Origin of the sequence: Bacillus sp. OV166 (assembly GCF_900177675.1) — a bacterium.
Classification (GTDB): Bacteria; Bacillota; Bacilli; order Bacillales; family Cytobacillaceae; genus Neobacillus.
Genome location: NZ_FXWM01000001.1, coordinates 4,642,962 through 4,661,956, shown reverse-complemented (window position 1 = coordinate 4,661,956; position 18,995 = coordinate 4,642,962). Strand labels below are relative to the sequence as shown.

General features: G+C 36.8%; 24 protein-coding genes. 18 read left to right on the top strand and 6 right to left on the bottom strand.

Going from position 1 to position 18,995, the window contains the following annotated elements; all coding sequences use genetic code 11:
* The first annotated feature begins 50 nt into the window (after positions 1-50).
* Both CCK98_RS22785 and CCK98_RS22780 read left to right on the top strand, forming a co-directional pair.
* On the top strand, positions 51-965 hold the full coding sequence (locus CCK98_RS22785) for a GTP-binding protein (protein ID WP_088090520.1): 915 nt from the start codon (positions 51-53) through the stop codon (positions 963-965).
* An 85-nt stretch (positions 966-1,050) separates the two neighbouring features.
* The gene (locus CCK98_RS22780) at positions 1,051-1,872 is read left to right on the top strand and encodes a hypothetical protein (protein WP_088088660.1); all 822 of its coding nucleotides are present in this window, start codon (positions 1,051-1,053) and stop codon (positions 1,870-1,872) included.
* Positions 1,873-1,936: 64 nt separating this feature from the next.
* Here CCK98_RS22780 and CCK98_RS22775 read toward each other — a convergent pair whose 3' ends face one another.
* The gene (locus CCK98_RS22775; protein WP_088088659.1) at positions 1,937-2,182 is read right to left on the bottom strand and encodes a DNA alkylation repair protein; all 246 of its coding nucleotides are present in this window, start codon (positions 2,180-2,182) and stop codon (positions 1,937-1,939) included.
* A gap of 99 nt (positions 2,183-2,281) precedes the next feature.
* Here CCK98_RS22775 and CCK98_RS22770 point away from each other — a divergent pair, with 99 nt between their 5' ends.
* Together CCK98_RS22770 and CCK98_RS22765 are read left to right on the top strand one after the other, a co-directional pair.
* Positions 2,282-2,560: a hypothetical protein gene (locus CCK98_RS22770; protein WP_088088658.1), complete on the top strand. Its 279-nt coding sequence runs from the start codon at positions 2,282-2,284 to the stop codon at positions 2,558-2,560.
* 12 nt (positions 2,561-2,572) lie between these two features.
* Positions 2,573-3,031, top strand: coding sequence for a FixH family protein (locus CCK98_RS22765; protein WP_088088657.1), 459 nt, complete (start codon positions 2,573-2,575; stop codon positions 3,029-3,031).
* Positions 3,032-3,075: 44 nt separating this feature from the next.
* Here CCK98_RS22765 and CCK98_RS22760 read toward each other — a convergent pair whose 3' ends face one another.
* Positions 3,076-3,561: an Hsp20/alpha crystallin family protein gene (locus CCK98_RS22760; protein ID WP_306298960.1), complete on the bottom strand. Its 486-nt coding sequence runs from the start codon at positions 3,559-3,561 to the stop codon at positions 3,076-3,078.
* A 183-nt stretch (positions 3,562-3,744) separates the two neighbouring features.
* Here CCK98_RS22760 and CCK98_RS22755 point away from each other — a divergent pair, with 183 nt between their 5' ends.
* Together CCK98_RS22755 and CCK98_RS35595 are read left to right on the top strand one after the other, a co-directional pair.
* On the top strand, positions 3,745-4,515 hold the full coding sequence (locus CCK98_RS22755) for an SDR family oxidoreductase (protein WP_088088656.1): 771 nt from the start codon (positions 3,745-3,747) through the stop codon (positions 4,513-4,515).
* A gap of 91 nt (positions 4,516-4,606) precedes the next feature.
* Positions 4,607-4,765 carry a hypothetical protein gene (locus CCK98_RS35595; protein ID WP_179195904.1) on the top strand — a complete coding sequence of 53 codons (159 nt, stop codon included), beginning with the start codon at positions 4,607-4,609 and terminating at the stop codon, positions 4,763-4,765.
* A gap of 60 nt (positions 4,766-4,825) precedes the next feature.
* Here the strand turns inward: CCK98_RS35595 and CCK98_RS22750 are convergent, their stop codons facing one another.
* Both CCK98_RS22750 and CCK98_RS22745 read right to left on the bottom strand, forming a co-directional pair.
* Positions 4,826-5,386, bottom strand: a complete 561-nt coding sequence (locus tag CCK98_RS22750) for a GNAT family N-acetyltransferase (protein ID WP_088088655.1) — start codon at positions 5,384-5,386, stop codon at positions 4,826-4,828.
* 303 nt (positions 5,387-5,689) lie between these two features.
* Positions 5,690-6,817 carry an amidohydrolase gene (locus CCK98_RS22745; RefSeq protein WP_088088654.1) on the bottom strand — a complete coding sequence of 376 codons (1,128 nt, stop codon included), beginning with the start codon at positions 6,815-6,817 and terminating at the stop codon, positions 5,690-5,692.
* Positions 6,818-6,987: 170 nt separating this feature from the next.
* Here CCK98_RS22745 and CCK98_RS22740 point away from each other — a divergent pair, with 170 nt between their 5' ends.
* From CCK98_RS22740 to dapF, 6 genes are all read left to right on the top strand, one after another.
* Positions 6,988-7,311: a DUF4870 domain-containing protein gene (locus CCK98_RS22740; protein ID WP_088088653.1), complete on the top strand. Its 324-nt coding sequence runs from the start codon at positions 6,988-6,990 to the stop codon at positions 7,309-7,311.
* Between the two features lie 102 nt (positions 7,312-7,413).
* Complete coding sequence (locus CCK98_RS22735; RefSeq protein ID WP_088088652.1) at positions 7,414-7,611, top strand: PLD nuclease N-terminal domain-containing protein; 198 nt, start codon at positions 7,414-7,416, stop codon at positions 7,609-7,611.
* Positions 7,611-8,519, top strand: a complete 909-nt coding sequence (locus CCK98_RS22730) for an ABC transporter ATP-binding protein (protein ID WP_088088651.1) — start codon at positions 7,611-7,613, stop codon at positions 8,517-8,519. Before CCK98_RS22735 ends, CCK98_RS22730 begins: the two co-directional genes overlap by 1 nt.
* Positions 8,516-9,295, top strand: coding sequence for an ABC transporter permease (locus tag CCK98_RS22725; protein ID WP_088088650.1), 780 nt, complete (start codon positions 8,516-8,518; stop codon positions 9,293-9,295). The genes CCK98_RS22730 and CCK98_RS22725 overlap by 4 nt, the downstream gene beginning before the upstream one ends.
* Before the next feature lie 108 nt (positions 9,296-9,403).
* Positions 9,404-10,180, top strand: coding sequence for a hypothetical protein (locus CCK98_RS22720; protein ID WP_088088649.1), 777 nt, complete (start codon positions 9,404-9,406; stop codon positions 10,178-10,180).
* 79 nt (positions 10,181-10,259) lie between these two features.
* Positions 10,260-11,243, top strand: coding sequence for a diaminopimelate epimerase (gene dapF, locus CCK98_RS22715; RefSeq protein WP_088088648.1), 984 nt, complete (start codon positions 10,260-10,262; stop codon positions 11,241-11,243).
* Between the two features lie 7 nt (positions 11,244-11,250).
* Here the strand turns inward: dapF and CCK98_RS22710 are convergent, their stop codons facing one another.
* Positions 11,251-13,092, bottom strand: a complete 1,842-nt coding sequence (locus CCK98_RS22710; protein ID WP_088088647.1) for a DNA ligase D — start codon at positions 13,090-13,092, stop codon at positions 11,251-11,253.
* Between the two features lie 131 nt (positions 13,093-13,223).
* Here CCK98_RS22710 and CCK98_RS22705 point away from each other — a divergent pair, with 131 nt between their 5' ends.
* From CCK98_RS22705 to CCK98_RS22690, 4 genes are all read left to right on the top strand, one after another.
* Positions 13,224-14,054: a Ku protein gene (locus CCK98_RS22705; RefSeq protein ID WP_088088646.1), complete on the top strand. Its 831-nt coding sequence runs from the start codon at positions 13,224-13,226 to the stop codon at positions 14,052-14,054.
* A gap of 120 nt (positions 14,055-14,174) precedes the next feature.
* On the top strand, positions 14,175-15,140 hold the full coding sequence (locus tag CCK98_RS22700; protein WP_088088645.1) for a nucleoside hydrolase: 966 nt from the start codon (positions 14,175-14,177) through the stop codon (positions 15,138-15,140).
* Positions 15,141-15,465: 325 nt separating this feature from the next.
* A complete protein-coding gene (cspD, locus tag CCK98_RS22695) occupies positions 15,466-15,666 on the top strand; it encodes a cold-shock protein CspD (protein WP_088088644.1) in 201 nt (66 codons plus the stop codon).
* 188 nt (positions 15,667-15,854) lie between these two features.
* The gene (locus CCK98_RS22690) at positions 15,855-16,058 is read left to right on the top strand and encodes a cold-shock protein (RefSeq protein WP_179195903.1); all 204 of its coding nucleotides are present in this window, start codon (positions 15,855-15,857) and stop codon (positions 16,056-16,058) included.
* A 42-nt stretch (positions 16,059-16,100) separates the two neighbouring features.
* Here CCK98_RS22690 and CCK98_RS22685 read toward each other — a convergent pair whose 3' ends face one another.
* Positions 16,101-16,394 carry a DUF6509 family protein gene (locus CCK98_RS22685; RefSeq protein ID WP_088090517.1) on the bottom strand — a complete coding sequence of 98 codons (294 nt, stop codon included), beginning with the start codon at positions 16,392-16,394 and terminating at the stop codon, positions 16,101-16,103.
* Positions 16,395-17,328: 934 nt separating this feature from the next.
* Between CCK98_RS22685 and CCK98_RS22680 the strand changes: the two genes are divergently transcribed.
* Positions 17,329-18,081: a DeoR/GlpR family DNA-binding transcription regulator gene (locus CCK98_RS22680; protein WP_088088643.1), complete on the top strand. Its 753-nt coding sequence runs from the start codon at positions 17,329-17,331 to the stop codon at positions 18,079-18,081.
* Positions 18,078-18,992 carry a 1-phosphofructokinase gene (pfkB, locus tag CCK98_RS22675; RefSeq protein WP_088088642.1) on the top strand — a complete coding sequence of 305 codons (915 nt, stop codon included), beginning with the start codon at positions 18,078-18,080 and terminating at the stop codon, positions 18,990-18,992. Before CCK98_RS22680 ends, pfkB begins: the two co-directional genes overlap by 4 nt.
* The last annotated feature ends 3 nt before the right edge of the window (positions 18,993-18,995 follow it).

Sequence of the window (18,995 nt, the reverse complement as noted above, 5' to 3'; positions counted from 1 at the left end):
TGGGTCATTTTTTTAGAGTACAATTAATGACCATTGGAAGGGAATTGAGGATGAAAAAAGCTGAGGTTTATATTTTATCAGGATTTTTGGGAAGCGGGAAAACCACCCTTTTAAAACGATTGTTAGAAGATGAACAAAGGTTAGGAAGAAAAACAGCTGTCATGATGAACGAACTAGGTAAGGTTTCCATAGACTCTGATGCAGTTGAGGGTGAGGATGTTTCCTTAAAAGAATTGTTAGGAGGATGTATTTGCTGCTCCATCCAAGACAAACTTGAAGCCCAGTTGCAAGGATTATTATTAGATGAAAAACCAGACGTGATATATATCGAAACAACCGGTGCTGCCCACCCTGTGGAGGTTTTAGATGCGATCCTTTCCCCATTGTTTGCAGATAAATTATTGATTAAAGGCATCCTAACAACAGTCGATGGCAAGAGATGGATGGAAAGAAAATCCTTAAGTCCCCAGCTCCAGCAATTGATTCTTGAGCAAGTAAGGCATGCTGACTTCATTATTATTAACAAAATGGATGAATTAAAAGAGAGTGAGCAAGCAAAGATAATATTCGAGATTCAATCCATTAATTCAAATGCAAGATGCCTTCTTACTAATTATTCACAGGTGTCAATTGAACAGCTGAGAAAGCTTTCTGTATCCTTTGAAAAGGAAAAGAAAGAGTCACAACGAGTAACTATAAATTTAACGACATTTGTTTATCAATTTAAAACTGCCATTAGCCATGCTGAATTTGAGAATTTCTTAAAACATTTACCAGATACAATTTACCGTATAAAGGGCTATGTTAAGTTTGATCATTCGAACCTGCCTTTTTTATTTCAGTTTTCTTATGGCATGCCGATTTATCTAAAAGAAGACATGAATATGCGATTAAACCTTGTGTTTATTGGTGAAGGTATAAATTGGAATGGGATTGAAACACAATTAAAAAATCTTGAAAAGTAAGAAAAATACCATGATTGAATGAATGATAATTTCCTCTTCAGGTAACTCTTTTAATGTAGCAAGTTTTTTGTAAAAGGAGGATACGATGAAGAGGGTAGTCATTTTTTTAATGTTAATTCATATCCTCCTAAATGGCCAAGGGGTAAAAGCAGCATCAACAATCAGCTATAAAATTGAGATGTTAAATTGGAAAGAAGTTAATCAAATCCTGCCAAAGTACACAAAATTTACGGTAATGGACGTGGAAACGGGAAGAAAGTTCAAGGTGCAACGACGAGCGGGAAGCCACCATGCGGATGTACAGCCATTAACCACAAAAGACACGAAGGTAATGAAAAGAATATACGGGGGTAAATGGAGTTGGAAACGCCGAGCTATTATTGTTATTCATAAGGATCAATGGATAGCGGGCTCGATGCATGGAATGCCGCATGGTGCTGGAGCATTAGCGAATAGCTTTCCAGGTCACTTTTGTATTCATTTTTATGGTAGTACCACTCATCGCACCAACTCAATGGACTTATCACATATGCTCATGGTTTTGAAGGCTTCTGGCAAATTAAATCAGTATTTAGGAAAGGCGAATCCCTATGAGGTCATAAATGCCTATGTTGCAGGATTGAAGCAGCAGGATGTCCAGATTACTTCCCAAGCTTCTTTACAAAAAATAAACTGGAAGCCTATTTTAGGGAATGTAGAAAGTGTTAGAATTTCTCGAATGGAGCTTTTGCCAGCAGAGGATTTAACCGAGGAAATTAGTTTAGATGTCCCCATCGAAATTGATTGGTTTATAAAAAACAGAGGCGGACAATCCTTTAGAGGGGATATTCATCTGGTAAGATTTTCACCAATTGATGCTTGGAAAGTGGATTCAAAGGATTTTCTAAAAGAAAATAATCTTCACTAAACAAAAAAACATCCTAATTACGGGACAACCCAATAATTAGGATGTTTTTATGTAAAGAAGAAGACTATATCGGCTGTTCGCCAAATTTGATAAACGTACGTTCATCCTCAATTAAACCACAGGCACCGCATTGGACTCGAATTTCTGGTCCATTGTAAGGGAGGTGGAAGGGTTCTAAATCATTTTCACCATATTCTCGGATTACTGCTCCCGATTGAGGGTCAAGTTTAACAGATTGGGAAACTTGTTGAATAACATTAAAGCGGCTCCGATTCGTTTTGCAATTTGGACATTTATAAGGGGTAGACATAAGGTTTCTCCTTTCTTTGACTTGTTAAATTGTATTTTTTGCAATAGTGTCAGTAAATATGTAACAATGCAAGTGTAGACATAAAAGGGGAGGGATTGTTTGTCGAAAGAAAGAGTGTCCTTCGATGAATTACTAGAGGAATATCGGCAGATTTGGAATAATCGTATACTAGAAACAGAAGGAAAAGGTAGTGAGGTGACTCTAGTTGAAGCGATAAAAAGAGAGCTTCAAGATGAAAACTCACACCCGAGGATCCGGAAAAACAAGTATGAGAAATACTATTCTGCAATCAAAAGAGTGATTAATTCTACGATTTCTCTAGAAGCCAAGCTATTGTTAATTAAAATTCATAATGAAGTAATGGAAGAATTAAGTTAGGAGAGAGGAACCTTGAAAAAGCTTTTCGTTTTTTTTGTGACTGTTCTATGTTTAAGTATTGTTATATCGTGCAGTAATAAAAAAGAACAAGCCGATAATCTACCGCAAATGGTAGAAGTAGAGTTATCTATTAACCCGGACCCAGGCAAAATGAATCAACCGATTTCATTTGAAGCGAAGGTTACTCAGGGGAATGATCAAGTGAAGGATGCTGAGGTTATTTTTGAGATCTGGCGTGCAAAGGATGACAAGCATGAAAAGGTAGAAATTAAGCATGCTGAAAAAGGAATATATCGCTTAGAAAGATCCTTCTCACAAGAAGGTACTTATTATATCATTTCTCACGTTACAGCAAGAGATATGCATAATATGCCTAAAAAAGAATTTACCATTGGGACCCCAAGTGCACCTGAGGATCCCAACACCAAAAACTCCATGGATGGTATGAAGATGGAAGATGAAGGTCATTAAATCTAAAGGACAGAAAAATTGGCTGTCCTTTACTCTAATGACGTTCATGAAATTTCAGTAACATCAATTTGAGAAAACTGCATATCAACATTTTTGGGGATTTTCACCTCAAGCATATGATCCTTGAAGGTAGCAGTTGCCCCCTTCTTTTTTACAATTGCAGGAAGGATGATCGTGTGTTTATCTTCATGTTGTGGAATATGCTCAACAATTAGTTGATTAGCTGTATGAAAAATACGGAGCTGTTTAACCCATTCCTCTTTTTTGATTGGAATTCTAACATACACAAAATCATGGGTCTCAAAGGCCGTTGAATTCAATATACTCCTCGTTGGCTCCTGCGGGGATACCGACGATTGGAAACCCTTAAACATCTCTTGAGGGTTCATCACACCTTTCATGTTAGCGGGCATGATTTTCCCCATAATATCCTGAACATAGTTATTGATTTCTTCAGGCTTCATTTTTGTTATCTTATCCTTCAAATCGTTATCAAAAGGAAATTTATCCCAAGGGAACAATGATCTCATCCTTTCCACCTTTTGTAGCTATCTTATCCTATGCCAATTTTTGCCCATTCGTTATTAAAATTTACATCCTTTACAGAGGAACAAGTTTTCACTATAGAGATGGAACTAAAATTTGCATAAATAATTGTTTCTTTTTAACATATAGTTAAGAGAGAAATTCTAAACATTGAGAGGTAATGATTTGTGAAAAAGAAAACGGCTTTGATTACGGGGGGAGCTTCGGGTATTGGCAAAAAAACTGCTTTATATCTCGCGGAAAATGGGTATCAGCTAGTCATTAACTATCGTAATAGTAAAGCAGAAGCTATTTCTTTAGCAAACCAATTGACTAAATATTATGGAACGCATAACATTGCGATTCAAGGTGATGTCTCGAACATGGAGGACTGTATCCGAATTGTCGATGAAGCCCTTGCTGTATTTTCAACCGTGGATGTTTTAGTTCATAATGCAGGTCCATACATACATGAAAGAAAGAAGCTGACAGACTATTCCTTCGATGAATGGAACTATATATTACAAGGGAACTTAAGTGCTGTATTTTATTTGTCAAACCTTATTATTCCTTCGATGCGAAACCAAAAATGGGGAAGAATTATTACAATCGGATATGACCGAGTCGAAACCGCACCAGGTTGGATATTTCGTTCTGCGTTTGCTGCGGCGAAGACAGGAGTAGCGTCACTTACACGAACAATTGCAATTGAAGAAGCAGAACATGGGATAACCGCTAATATGGTTTGTCCGGGTGATATAATAAATGAATGGAAAGACAGTAATATCGGGGATGCTATAGCTGCAATGGGTGATAGCCCTATTGGAAGGCAAGGAACAGGAGAAGATATTGCCAGAGTAATTGCCTTCCTTACGGATGAAAAATCCGATTTAATTACTGGGAGTATAATACCTGTCACAGGTGGACTAAACGTATTAGGTAAAGTACTTAAGAATTAGTATAATTTTTTGAACTATTTGATTTTCAGGAATGAAAACAGCTTCTTTTGTGGACAATAGAAAATAATCATCTATGAAAGGAGCAAAGAAAATGAGTTTTAACATGAACAGAATTAACCCTAATCAAACCCAAGTATTTTTTCATGATGGCCGCTTTGAAACATTGACGAATGAGGAATTAGATGAATTTTTGCTCCAAATGGGTCTTAATGACGTAAACGAAAGCATGGAACAAAATTTAACGGAATAATAAGAAGACTTCTTTCCTTGAAAACTAAATAAAAACAATCGGCGAGGGCCGATTGTTTTTTTATGCCTCCAGCAATTGTGAATCGTCTGATTGAACAGCACCGTTTCGCATAAGGTAAAAGGTGTATTGATCCTTTGGAATCTCATATAAATCATATACTTCACCATTAGCGTTTAATTGCTCATAAATAGATTTTCTACTTTCATTTGCTTTTATTACATAAGGAAGTTTTTCAGCAGCTTTTATTGAGCGAATATTAACCTTGCGGATTCGCATAAAAACTGTCTCAATTCCCGTTTCATAAAAAAGTTCTTGAAAAAAGGCATCCTTAGCCGGGCTATTATAACCCTTGCCATGGTAGGGCTTGCCAAGCCATGTTCCTAAAAAACCAGCGTTGTCCTCAATATCAAATAGATTAATTGTTCCGATAGGCGCTCCCCATTCATCGAGAATGGTCCGTGAAATTAATTCACCGCGTTCTTCGGATTCTATGGTTTGTTTTGTCATAAATAAAAATTCTTCATAAGAATCAGCTTTTTGGCGTACAAAAGGGAAGACATCAGGGTGCGTCATTAATTCGTACAATGTGTGGCTGTCATGAAGATCACGTTTTTTAAGCATGAAAATCCCTCCATTAGGGCATTCCGATCCCATGTCAAAAGAAGCGGTCCACCCTCGAAATTTTTTATAAAGTTACTAAAAAATTTCGGGGTGGGAATCGAACCCACTAGAACCAGTAAAACTGGTGGCGCACCATTTGCCTTCCCTATATCATTTTTTTGTTAACAAATTGTGTTCGTAAACCCCCAAAGTATTCAGGTCTAAAACATTTCACTTAGAGTATAATACAAGAAAAAAGCCAAAAAATAAATAGGTTTTTTGTGTATTTTTCGATAATATTTTTTACCAATTTTCAACATTAATCTATCTTTCTTGATAGATCATTTCACCGCCAATCATCGTCCACTTTGGCTTTGCTAAGTAATGGAATGGGTGATGGCTCCAAAGCACTAAATCTGCATCCTTACCCTCTTGGATACTTCCGACGGTATTGTCTATTTTTAAATTTTTGGCTGGTAATATGGTGATTCCTTCTAGTGCTTTTTGCTCGGATAATCCTTCTCGAACAGCAAGGCTCGCACAAATATTCAAGTATTGAATTGGTGTATAAGGATGGTCGGTAATAATTGATACTTCAACACCATGATTCGTCAGTTCTTGATAGGTTTTCCACGTTTTATTTTTTAATTCTACCTTGGATCTTCGTGTCAATGTAGGTCCTACAGAAACCTTTAAACCCATTCCAGATAATTCACTGGCTATTAAATGCCCTTCAGTACAGTGCTCAATACGTAAATCCAGATTAAACTCTTCTGCAAAACGAAGCGCTGAAATAATATCGTCCGCACGATGAGCATGAATTCTTACGGGAATTTCTCTTTTTAAGGCCTTCACGATAGGAGTAATTCTAGGCTCCTCGGGATTATCCGCATGGATGGCTTTGTAGAAGGCTTCTCTTAGCATCCCCATAATCCCCATCCGTGTAATGGAATCATTATTCCCATGGCTATGAATTCTTTTTGGATTTTCCCCTAGGGCTATTTTTAAGCCTGAAACTTCTTGAATAATCATTTTTTTTATATTTTTACCAGTAGTTTTAATGACTGAAGTTGTTCCGCCAATGACGTTGGCGCTTCCCGGCATGACATGGACAGTTGTAATGCCGCTTTTGACGGCATCAGAGAACGCTGGGTCCAATGGATAAACACCATCAATTGCCCGAATATGGGGCGTGAGGGCTTCGACTGTTTCATTTGCATCATTCCCAGCCCAGCCCGTTCCTTCATCATAAAGACCTAAGTGAGTATGAACATCAATAAAGCCCGGTAAAAGAAATAAATCCTCACAATCGATTATTTTTACTTTTAAGTCTGTCGTTAAATTTTTGCCTAATTTTTTAATTTTCCCTGCTTCAATTAGGACATCACAGTGATGGATTGGTTCTGATGAAATTGGATATACCGTTGCGTTTTTTAAAAGTATTTTTGTCATAATAAAACCTTTCTGCACGTTGATAATAGTTATTTTATCAATTTTACCAATTTACGTGCCTAGGGAGAAGTTTGACCCCATAAACTTTTTTAAAGATAACGAAACCTTTTAAAAGCACTGCCGTAAATATTAATGAATGTAAAAAATATATTCCAATGGGGGAATAGAAAATGGTTAATCAAGATGAAAGGTTGTTTGCTGCTGGTATTTATGTGTTAAGTATATTTTTCCCAGTTATCGCACCGCTAGTTATCTGGTTAATAAAAAAGGATGAGTCATCATTCATTGATTATCACGGCAGGGAATATTTTAACTTTTTGATTTCCTATACAGTTTACTTTTTTGTTAGCGGATTATTAACACTCATCTTAATTGGTTTTGTAGCACTAGCGATATTAGGCGTAATGCTCTTTGTATTCACCATTATTGCAGCAATCAAAGCCTTTGAAGGAAATGAATATCGATTTCCTTTAATTTTTAGGCTAATTAAATAATCTTGAGAAATAAACCCGGCAAAAAATTTGTCGGGTTATAAAGGGTTTTTTGGGATAAATGTTAAATAAAGTAATTTAGAAGAAACCAAGGGAGGGAAGTTCATGGATGCGCTGGTAAATAATCTACCTATAATAGCTCCAATCCTTATAATTCAACTAATATTAATAATCGTAGCGATTATTGATTTAGTACGAATCGAAAATACAAATGGGCCAAAATGGTTATGGGCACTCATTATATTATTCATTAACATTATTGGACCAATTCTTTATTTCGTGATTGGAAGGAAGAGTAACTGATGTCTCTTATCGAAATTAATCATTTAAAAAAGAGCTTTCAAGGGACGGAAGTGATTAAAGGGATTGATTTTCAATTAAGAAAAGGGAAATGCATCGCTCTTTTAGGTCCGAATGGGGCAGGGAAGACAACCACGTTAAAGATGCTTTCTGGTCTAATGGAACCGACGGAAGGGACGATCATTTTTACTGATGCAAAAAAAGGAGAGGACATCCGCAGATTAATCGGATACCTCCCGCAATTTCCAGTGTTTTACGAATGGATGTCGGGACTTGAATTTTTGGCCTATGCAGGCAGATTAGCTGGTTTGGGTCGTAAGGAAGCGAAGGAGCGTTCCTTAGAGCTTTTAAGATTGGTAGGAATATTGGATGCTAAAAATCGAAGGGTAGCAAAATATTCAGGCGGGATGAAACAGCGCCTAGGAATTGCCCAAGCCCTTATTCATCGTCCGCAGCTTATTATGCTTGATGAGCCCGTTTCTGCTTTGGACCCGATCGGAAGAAGAGAAGTATTGGATCTGCTTGAGGGGTTAAAAGAGGAAACCACTATTCTATTCTCCACCCATATTCTCAATGATGCGGAAGAAGTATGTGATGAGATTTTATTCTTGCATAATGGAAAAATTGTGGAATCAGGAACAATGGAAGAGCTTCGGGAACGACATCAACAGCCAAAAATCGATTTGTTTTTTAAAGGAAAGTCTGGAGAGTTTGCTGACATATTTTCTAATCATGAACTTACTCTCTCCACAAATGTAGAAGGGAATAGGGTTAGTGTTTTTGTATCGAACGTCGTACTTGCAAGACAGGCATTTCTGAGGTTGATTTCGGAACAAAACATGCCCCTAGAAAGATTTGAAATAAGCAGTATGACCCTTGAAGATGTGTTTATGATGGTGGTGGGGAAATGAGCCAGTGGCTGACATTGTTCCAAAAAGAAATATTAGAAATGTGGAGGAATTTCAAATGGATTTGGGTACCGATTACCTTTATATTATTAGGGGTGTCAAAACCAATAACAACATATTATACTCCGCAAATAATAAAATCATTTGGCGACTTGCCAGAAGGAGCTGTTATTGATATTCCCCCGCCAAGTGCAGCTGAGGTGTTCATACAAGCTCTAAGTCAATATTCATCACTAGGTGTATTAATTATCGTCCTATCAACAATGGGAATCATTGCTGCTGAAAGAAAAAGCGGGGTTGCTGCAATGATTTTAGTAAAACCTGTTTCTTATTTATCCTTTGTTACAGCTAAGTGGGCTGGTGGCATTTTATTATTGTGGTTCTCTCTTTTTATTGGCTCCATTGCAACTTGGTATTATACGGGAATTTTATTTGCCTGGATACCGGCAGGAGACCTTATCCAATCATTACTTCTATATGGACTTTGGCTTACTGTGGTTTTAACATTAACGGTCTTTTTCAGTGCTTCACTTATGACCCCAGGAATTGCCGGATTTCTATCTATAGCTATCGTTATTATATTCAATATAATCAGCAGTACGTTTTCTACTTGGCTGGAATGGAGCCCAGCCCAATTAACCAGCTATGCAAACGAGGTGCTATTGTCAAAGACAGTTCCTGAACAGGCACTCTCGACTAGTCTAATTGCATTCGCATGCATCATAGTCCTCCTAGGGTTTAGTGTAGTTATTTTTAGAAAAAAAGAGCTAGCCTCTTAACAAAGTCATATCATCCCTTCTTTTTGTTCTTTAATCGAAATCTCCTATCATTTTTTAGTCGAATAGTAAATAAACTAAGACTAGAGGAATTGATAAGGAGTTTTCTAGATGAAAATAAATGAATATTACCGGGATACGGCTCATTTGAACTTAAATGGTAGTATTGCTGCTCTGATTCCAGCTGTTATGATAGTTGCTGGCAATCTTTCTATTATTAAAAACAAAGAAATAATGATCTTAACTATACCTTTCCTGATTTATAGCTTGATTTGTTTTCAAATCTATCTTTTTAGAATTAGGCAGTCGATATCCATTGACAGAAATATGGCAAATTCAAAGCGCATTAGGGAGTCTTTATTTGAAACACAACATTTACTTGTCTTATTTCTGAACACAAACTCCCCACGCCTGCTACTCTATTTTCCTGACGGGCATCTAGCGGGGATGATTAAAAGGTTTCATAACCAGGGCTTAAAGAAGCTTAGGATTTCGAAAATTTATGCTCTCTATAATTTGGATAGCGAGGCCATCGGATATTTTAAGGTTACTGGCAAAAAGATTGAGGTATTTGACCATAAAAGGCATTATTTAGGCTGCTTTGAAAAAAGGAAACTAGATTGGAGAACAAAAAAGAAGGAATTACTAGATTCGAAGGGCAGGTTTATTGGTGCTGTAGAAGGGTCATCTACTTTTATGGATGAGCAAGTAATAAACAAAAATGACCTTCCGGACGGACGGCTTCGCAGGGGATGGATGCCGGTTGAATGGAGTCCACTGTTTCCAGAACCTAATACACCAGTCCTCTCACTAAGGGAGACTTTATCAGAGGAGGACAAGCTTCTCCGAATGTCATTTATTGTTAACGAATATTTTATCGAAAGATAGAAGTACCGACAGTTTCCCTCATGAACATTGAGTGATATGATAAATAAAACATGTTTATCAATTTTGTGGGGGTTTTACGATGCAAATCAATTTAATTAAAGGCCATGGTTCGGGAAATGACTTTCTAATAATCGACGAAAAATCGAATGGATATGCTTTTACGGAAAGTGAACGAGCGGACCTCGCAAAGTTATTATGTAACCGTCAATCCGATTTGGGTGCTGATGGGATTCTTTTCGTTATGCAAAGCGAAAACGCAGATGGTAGAATGCGTGTATTTAACTCTGACGGGTCAGAAGCTTCAATGTGTGGAAATGGACTGCGTCTTGTGGCTAGATATGTTTGCGAACATCTAGGGCGAAATAGCGCTGTGATCGAAACGATGAAAGCCAATCTGAAGGTAAGCAAACAAAACGACCTTTTACAAGATATCCACACCTACCAAGTGGAAATTTCACCGGTGCTGTTTGAATTAAAAGCCCTCCCATTAAATTTAAATAAACCAACTCTTTACAATGAAAGAATTGAAAAACTTTCAGGGGATTTAAGGTTCACAGCTCTTGCAGTACCGAATCCGCATTTAATCGCCATTGTTGAAGCGGAACAGCTCAAAGGTGACCTCCAAAAACAACTTAGTGAAAAGGTGAATGGTCCCAATAATTTGTTTCCTGACGGCGTCAATGTAAGTTTTGTTAAACACTTGCAACCTGGTTCAATTTATGTCAGAACCTTTGAACGTGGTGTTGGTTTTACGAATGCCTGTGGTACTGCAATGTCTGCCTCCACGCTAGTCACTTGTTTACAAGAATTAAATGAGTTCGAAAAAGTTGTTAATGTCTATAATAATGGTGGAAGAGTCCAGTGTGTAGTCCACGAAAGCGAGGGGAAATACACAATTGACTTGATCGGAAATGCTACCTATCTTTATAATGCGACAGTCAATGTTGATCTCGAGCAAAGAGCGTTTACTGTCACTTCGAAATCGGAATTGATGGAACAGACTTCTTATGAGAAGTTACAATCAGAAGCAAAAAGGTATCTCGAAGACGGTATAAAAGGATAGGGCCCTCCTATCCTTTTTTTGTGCCTTTTTTTAGGATCTCTAAGACAGGTGCAAACGCCTGGATTGATTTTGTTTGAAAGTAATTTGAAAAGGGATCACCTTGCTGGCGAATTCGCTTGATCGCATTTTCCATGTTAAACGATACTAGCTCGAGCTTTTCATTTACTTCCTCCCAATAAAGGGGGGTGGCAACACCTGCATGTTCGTTTCCTCGCATCGAATAGGGTGCAACAATCGTTTTTCCTTCGCTATGTTGCACATAGTCAACGTATAGCCTGTTCCCCCGCTTTTTTTTCATCCTCTCAATCGTGAAGGAGTCAGGATCCTTGGAAATTAAATACTCAGCGACAAAGCTTGTAAATAACCTGGTTTCATCGTAAGAATATTCATTTTCGGGTAGCGGGATGTAGATTTGCAGCCCCTTGTTCCCAGAGGTTTTAATAAAACCTATTAAATTTAATTGATCGAGGACTCCTTTGATTAGAAGTGCTGCTTTTATCGCCAATTGAAAGTGGCCGATGGAAGGCGGGTCTAAGTCAAAGACAATTTCACTGGGTCCCTTGCTATGAATGGTTTGAAATGGCACGTGAAACTCAATCGCTAATTGGTTACCAAGCCAAACGAGTGTTTTAAGATTATTGCAAAGAATATAGTCAATCCCCTCGGCTGAATGTGTCTGCACAAATTCAGGCGCATAATCTGGACAGTTTTTTTGATAGAATGCTTCTCCGAACATCCCGTGTGGAAAGCGGATGACTGTTAATAAGCGGTCTTTTAATAAAGGCAGCATATACGGTGATATTTCTCGTAAGTACAGGATATAATCGGCTTTCCGTATGGAAAGTTTTTCCCAAAGAGGTTTATCAGGATGGGTAATATCTAAGTCTTCTGGCAGGTTCTTTTGTGCAAAAATAAAACGATCGTATGTACATAAGGATGGTTCTAAATCAAAGCGAAACCTATCAAAATGGGGCTCACGCAGCTGATTTTCATAGAGTTCTAAATATTTTACTTCTATACAAATGGCAGGTTCAACAATAATCATTTGTGCATCTTCACGGAGCATATTTTGTTTAATTGTCTGTTGCAAAGCTTGTTTTTCCTCCGGTTTAAAGCCGAAAAGTACCTGGCCGATAGGATGGATCTTATTTTCCTTATAGACACTTATGTAAAAATAACCATTTGTTTTATCATAAGCATTAATAAAACAGCTTACATATTTCCAATTTTTATATTTCAACCATTGTAAGGAACGTTTTCCTTCTTCCCATAGACTATTCTTGTGTTTAGCAATAATTCCTTCCCCATCATTTAAAACAACTTTTTCCCATAACAAATCAAAATCATCATGAGCCTGGACAAGCTGAAGTAATTGTTCATCATAGGGGTCAGCCTCCAATTCCAATCCGATTTTTTGAAACAGTTTGATGAGTTCCTTCTTCCGTTTATGGAAAACAAGAGAATGTAATGCTTTTCCGGTCATCACAAGCACATCAAATATCATCAAGCGGCATGGAGACTTGCTAGCTTGTTCTATAATTTTTCGTTCCGATTTTAATCGGCCTCGGACTTGAATCATTGAGAAATTAGCTTTATGCGTGTTTTCTAATGAAACGAGCTCCCCATCTAATTGAAGAGGTATGTAGGGTTTGAATTGTTTTTCATGTTTTAACAAAAATTCCCTTATTTCTGGAAATTGGGAGAGAAGTGACTTTCCGTTCCTGCTAGTCAGTTTAATTCCTTGTGAATCCCATTCCAAAATAGCGCGAAATCCATCATATTTAACTTCATAGAACCAATCAGGATGAACTGGTAGATCAAATGTAAGACTTGGCAGCATCGGTTTCATCGTAATAATGTCCCTTCTTTTTTAGTTTATTTTGTTTAATTATCGTCGATTTCATCCTTTTCCAATTGTTTTTAGGAATGTGATTGTTTTGGTGACGTACAATATTAACAAAAAGATTGGAGAATTTAACGATGCATACGATGTGGAAGGGCAGTATTAGCTTTGGACTTGTAAACATTCCCATCAAGCTCCATACGGCGACAGAAGATAAAGATATAAAGCTCCGGACCCTGCATAACAAATGTCATGCCCCGATTAAATATGAAAAAGTTTGTTCTGTATGTGAGGAAGAAGTGAAGCCAGAGGATATCGTTAAGGCATATGAATATACAAAAGGGAAGTTTGTTGTCCTTGATAATGAAGAACTCGAAAAGTTAAGAAAAGAAAACGAAGAGAAAGCGGTCGAAATTATTGATTTTGTAAAAATGGAACAAATTGATCCGATCTATTATGATAGAAGCTACTATATGTCTCCCAGTGAGGGGGGCGGAAAAGCCTATTCCTTGCTTCGAAAGGCATTGATGGAGTCTCAAAAAGTTGGACTTGCCAAAATCATCATTCGATCAAAGGAGCAATTAGCCGTTATACGGGTATATGAAAATGTCTTAGTCATGGAAACAATTCATTATCCTGATGAAGTTCGTAAAGCCGGTGATGTACCTAGTGTACCTTCAGAAGACAAAGTGACGAAAAGAGAATTAGACACTGCTATCTTACTGATTGATCAATTAACAACAGATTTTGAGCCGGAAAAATACACTGATGAATATCGGACTGCATTGTTGGAATTGATTGAGTCTAAAAGAAGTGGACAAGAAACTGTATCAGCCGCAACGAAGGAAGTAGCGTCAAATGTCACTGACTTAATGGCAGCATTACAGGCATCAATTGATCGCACAAAACCCAAAAAAGCGGCAGCTCCTAGAAAGAAAGCAGCAACAAGAGTCAAAAAGGAAGCATAATCTAAGAAATTTGCTAACGACCGATTCGAATTCTCTCGGATCGGTTTTTCATGTTCTTTCAACCATTTTCTTTGCATAATTTTAATAAATATAGAAAATTGGAATAATGGAGGAGAGGCTATGGCTTATAATGTGCTCATGATTGCTGATCCTGGTATCGATGATTCGTTTGCCATCATGTATGCCTTGCTTAATCCGAAAATAAACCTAGTTGGTATTGTCAGTGGTTATGGAAATACACCGAAAGAAAAATCGGTTAAGAATACAGCCTACCTGTTAACTTTAGGTGGGAGAGAAGATATTCCAATCATAGCAGGTGCAGCAGGACCAATATCAGGTGAATCAATTGTGTTTTACCCTGAGATACATGGCAAAGAGGGATTAGGACCAATCAAGCCGCCAGATACGATCCAGAATGTAAAAGTTTATGATATTAACAAAATTCTTGAAATTGTTACTCAATATAAAGGAAACCTTGTGATTGTTTCTGTCGGAAGATTGACTGAGTTAGCATTGATGTTTATCTTATATGGGAATGACGCATTAAAGGGAGTAAACTCATTTTATATTATGGGAGGGGCTTTTTTGGTCCCTGGAAATATTTCTGCTGAAGCTGAGGCGAATTTTTATGTGGATCCAATTGCGGCAGATACCGTTATGGAAAAAGCTCATAATATTCATCTTTTTCCTCTAAACATAACGAATAAAGCACTCATTACTCCTGATATTATTGACTTTCTCAGCAAAAATAGCCCGACACCCTTTAAACCATTATTAAAACCAGCCTTTGATTATTACTATAAAGCCTATCAGAAGAATGTGCCTGGAATTAAAGGTGCACCACTACATGATGTGGTCCCGTTAATGGCATTAACGGAACCGGGTTTCGTAAAATATATCCCGAGAAGAGTAAGAGTGGAGGAATTTGGTAATGCCAAAGGCAAAAGCATCGCTGATTTTCGACCAAAACCTGATAAAGAACCGGTTAATACTCTTGATTACATTGGCATGGAAGCGGATTTACAGAAATTTGTCGTCAATTTCATGGAAATATTTTTACAAGGTAATTTCAAAAAAGAGCTATGAACTCAATTTGGGGTTCATTGCTCTTGGAATACAATTCACCCCCAAAGTAAAAAATCTGACTGCTGGTGAGTGATAGGAAACTATTATATTTTTAACTGATATATATTCTCTGAATTTCCTAGTTTTTGAAATTTTGTTGACTGAATAGCCGAAATGAGATAAAATAAAGGTACGCTTTTAAGTTAGTTAAATATTTATTGGTTTAAGTAGTCGTAACTGCACGAAAATGTGGGTGATGTCTATTGCCCAAACGTGTTAGTGCGTCTTTTTTATTTTTTTAAATGTAGGATAAATTAAAAGTGAACTATATTTTGGGGGTTTTTCCATGAACAACGGTAAAGTTAAATGGTTTAATGCAGAAAAAGGATTTGGATTTATTGAAGCTGAAGGCGGTCAAGACGTATTCGTACACTTCTCAGCTATCCAATCAGAAGGCTTCAAAACTTTAGAAGAGGGCCAATCAGTTTCTTTTGAAATCGTTGAAGGCGCTCGCGGACCACAAGCTTCTAACGTTAAAACAGTTTAATTCTTTTAAAAAAAGGTGATGCACCATGATTAAGCATCACCTTTTATATATATGATTTATGCACAATTAGAATGGTTTGAAAGTCAACAGGATACTGCTAAATGATGTATTTGATATTTTCCATATTATTTAGCTAGCAAACTAAGTATTTAAAAACAGTCATGCACTAATTACAAGGGGTGATCGTTTTGGCGTTTGGTAGAAAAAATGATGAGGAAATCAAATTAGAAGAAACTAAAATTTGGGTATGTAGTTCAGAGACTTGTAAATGCTGGATTCGCGACAATTTTAAAAGCACTGATGTGCCACTATGTCCGATCTGCAAAAGTGAAATGACTGAAAGTACTAAAGAATTGCAAGTAATTCACAATCATAGTAAGAATTTTATGTGATCAAATTGTCGGCAGGGAGGTTTCATTCTCCCTGCCTTTTTATTATTCTTTTGCGTTATCTTTACAATAGGCAAGGACCAGTTCTTCTTCATCCTCTTCCAGATCAAAGTCAAGCACCTTTTCGCTCCCTTGTTCATAAAGATAAAAGTTGGTTATTTTGTCACCATTTTCGTCGCTGACGAAAATGGCCCTTAGGCCAATTCCTTTATCCGAATAAAGCTCATCCTCTTCATCTACATCAAGATCTAAGAAAAACTCATATCGGTCACCTGATAATAAACCGAATGGATCTTCCAATTTTTCAACTGAGTGTCCAGTAATGTTCAAGTGTATCATCCTCTTCAAATTATTCATCCTAATTATTATACACATATTTAAATCAACAAGAAAAACTAGAAGTAGCACTGTTATTAATATTTTTCTCGAATAGTGTTAATTTTACATAATAATTTCAAATCAATTTGAAATAAATGTGAATAATTCCATAAATGGGATTATTATATTGCAAGAATAAGGTAAGATATATCTGTAAAAAAACAAATGGGTTTATAGGAAAAGTGAGTAACAGGTTATAAATATTCATGTGAATTGTTTCACAAGTAAGGAGAGAGAATTGATGACAACAACGACAGTGCCAATACATATTCAGTTACAGCCGTTTTTCTTATCAAGGAAAAAATTTTATAAGCTCCTCCATTTGCTATTTATGATGCCTGCTAATGGCAAGTTATTATTTGAAATACGAAAATGTACTCTATGTAAAGCCTGTTTTTCATTATGTTCGCAAAAAGTGTTTAGTATAAAGGACTCATTTTTAAAAAATTAAAAGCGAGAAGTGTGTAAACTGTACAGATTGTTCCAATATTTGTTTAGAAAATGCAGTTCAAATAATACCAGAAATAAAGAAAATAAGGGATACAGGCTAGCCTTTTCATACAAAAAAATGCATAGATTGTGGGCAGTCCTTTTCTACCTTTCAGTTTGCAAGAGAGAAATGTCCTCTATGTATTAATAGGGACCCTGAATGGTTAAGTCCGTATCAATAAAGAACATGCAAAAACCGCCAGAAATTTTTTCTGGCGGTTTTTATATTATTATAAACACGATAAAACGTCGAGTTTATTGAAAGAATATGTAAGGAATAGAAGAAAATTCAAATAACGTTCAAAATCATTCAATTTATGAATGATTTTGAAAGAAAATGATTGATTTTTGCAATCGTTTTCAGTATTATGTACTTAAGAAGAATAAAAAAATAGGTGGTGATGACTTGTTAACACCAGAACGTCATCGAATTATACTACAATTGTTAAAAGATAAAAATGTTATTAAAATCAATGAAATTATGGAGTTAACCGAGTCTTCGGAGTCAACAATTCGAAGAGACCTCTCTTTGCTAGAAGACCAAAAATTTCTAAAGAGGATCCATGGAGGTGCCTCAAGATTACAGGGGAAACTTCAAGAGCCAAGTATGATTGAGAAATCCTCCAAAAACCTTCAAGAAAAACGATTGGTTGCTCAATTTGCAGCGAATTTAGTGGAGGAAGGTGATTGTATTTATCTTGATGCTGGGTCCACTGTGATTGAAATGATTGAATTCCTGCCATTAAAGGAAATCGTTGTTGTCACGAATGGATTAATGCATTTAAAGCCACTATTAGAAAAAGGCATATCGACCTATTTAATTGGCGGTTTGGCGAAGTCGAATACAAATGCTTTCATCGGAAGGGGAGCCTTCGTAGGCTTAGACCTCTACCGTTTTGATAAATGTTTCATAGGTGTTAATGGCATCCATCCACAATTTGGATTTACAACTCCAGACCAGGAGGAAGCAATGGTGAAGCAAAAAGCAATGTCTCTTTCAAGAGAAACCTATGTTTTAGCAGATAATACAAAGTTTTCTGAAATCTCGTTTGCCAAAATTGCCGATATCCATGAAGCAACTATTATCACTAATGATGTAGATGACGAAACACAGAAGCAATACGTAAATAGAACAACTATAAAGGTAGTGACATCATGATATATACATTAACTTTAAACCCGTCAGTTGACTATATAGTCAAATTAGAGAGCTTTCAGATAGGAGAATTAAATCGAACAATAAATGAGGCGAAGTTTCCTGGTGGAAAAGGGATAAATGTCTCAACGGTATTAAACCAATTTGGTACCAAAAGTAAGGCACTTGGATTTATTGGTGGTTTTACTGGAGCTTATATTGAGCAATATCTTCATAATGAAAAAATTGATACAGACTTTGTTCAGGTTGATGAAGATACTCGAATCAATGTAAAGATTAAGACCAGTCAAGAGTCAGAAATTAATGCTATCGGTCCAAATATTTCAGAACAAAACTTCAAACTTCTTAAACAAAAAATTCACCAATTAGGAGCAGATGATCTATTAGTCCTAGCTGGAAGTATCCCCGCTAGCTTACCTAAAACAACCTATGAGGAATTAGTGAAAATTTGCAGTGAAAGTGGAGCAGAATTTGTTGTTGATGCTGAAGGTGATTTATTAAAAAAGGTTCTTCCTTATAACCCATTTTTAATCAAACCGAATCATCATGAACTGGGGGAATTATTTGACACCACCATTGCTAGCCCAGATGAAGTCATCCCATATGGAAAAAGACTCGTGGATATGGGAGCGAAAAATGTAATTATTTCTCTTGCAGGCGCAGGAGCGGTACTGATAAATAACGGAATGACACTTTTTGCGGAAGTTCCAAAAGGGAAAGTGAAAAATTCAGTTGGGGCAGGGGACTCCATGGTCGCTGGTTTCCTGGCTGCCTACGTGCGGACCAGAAATATTGAAGAAGCATTTCGTTACAGTGTGGCATCAGGTAGTGCAACAGCCTTTTCACTAGGTTTATGTACTAAGGAAAAAGTAGAAGAACTCCTTCCACAAGTTCATATAAAAGAGATTCGTTAAGGG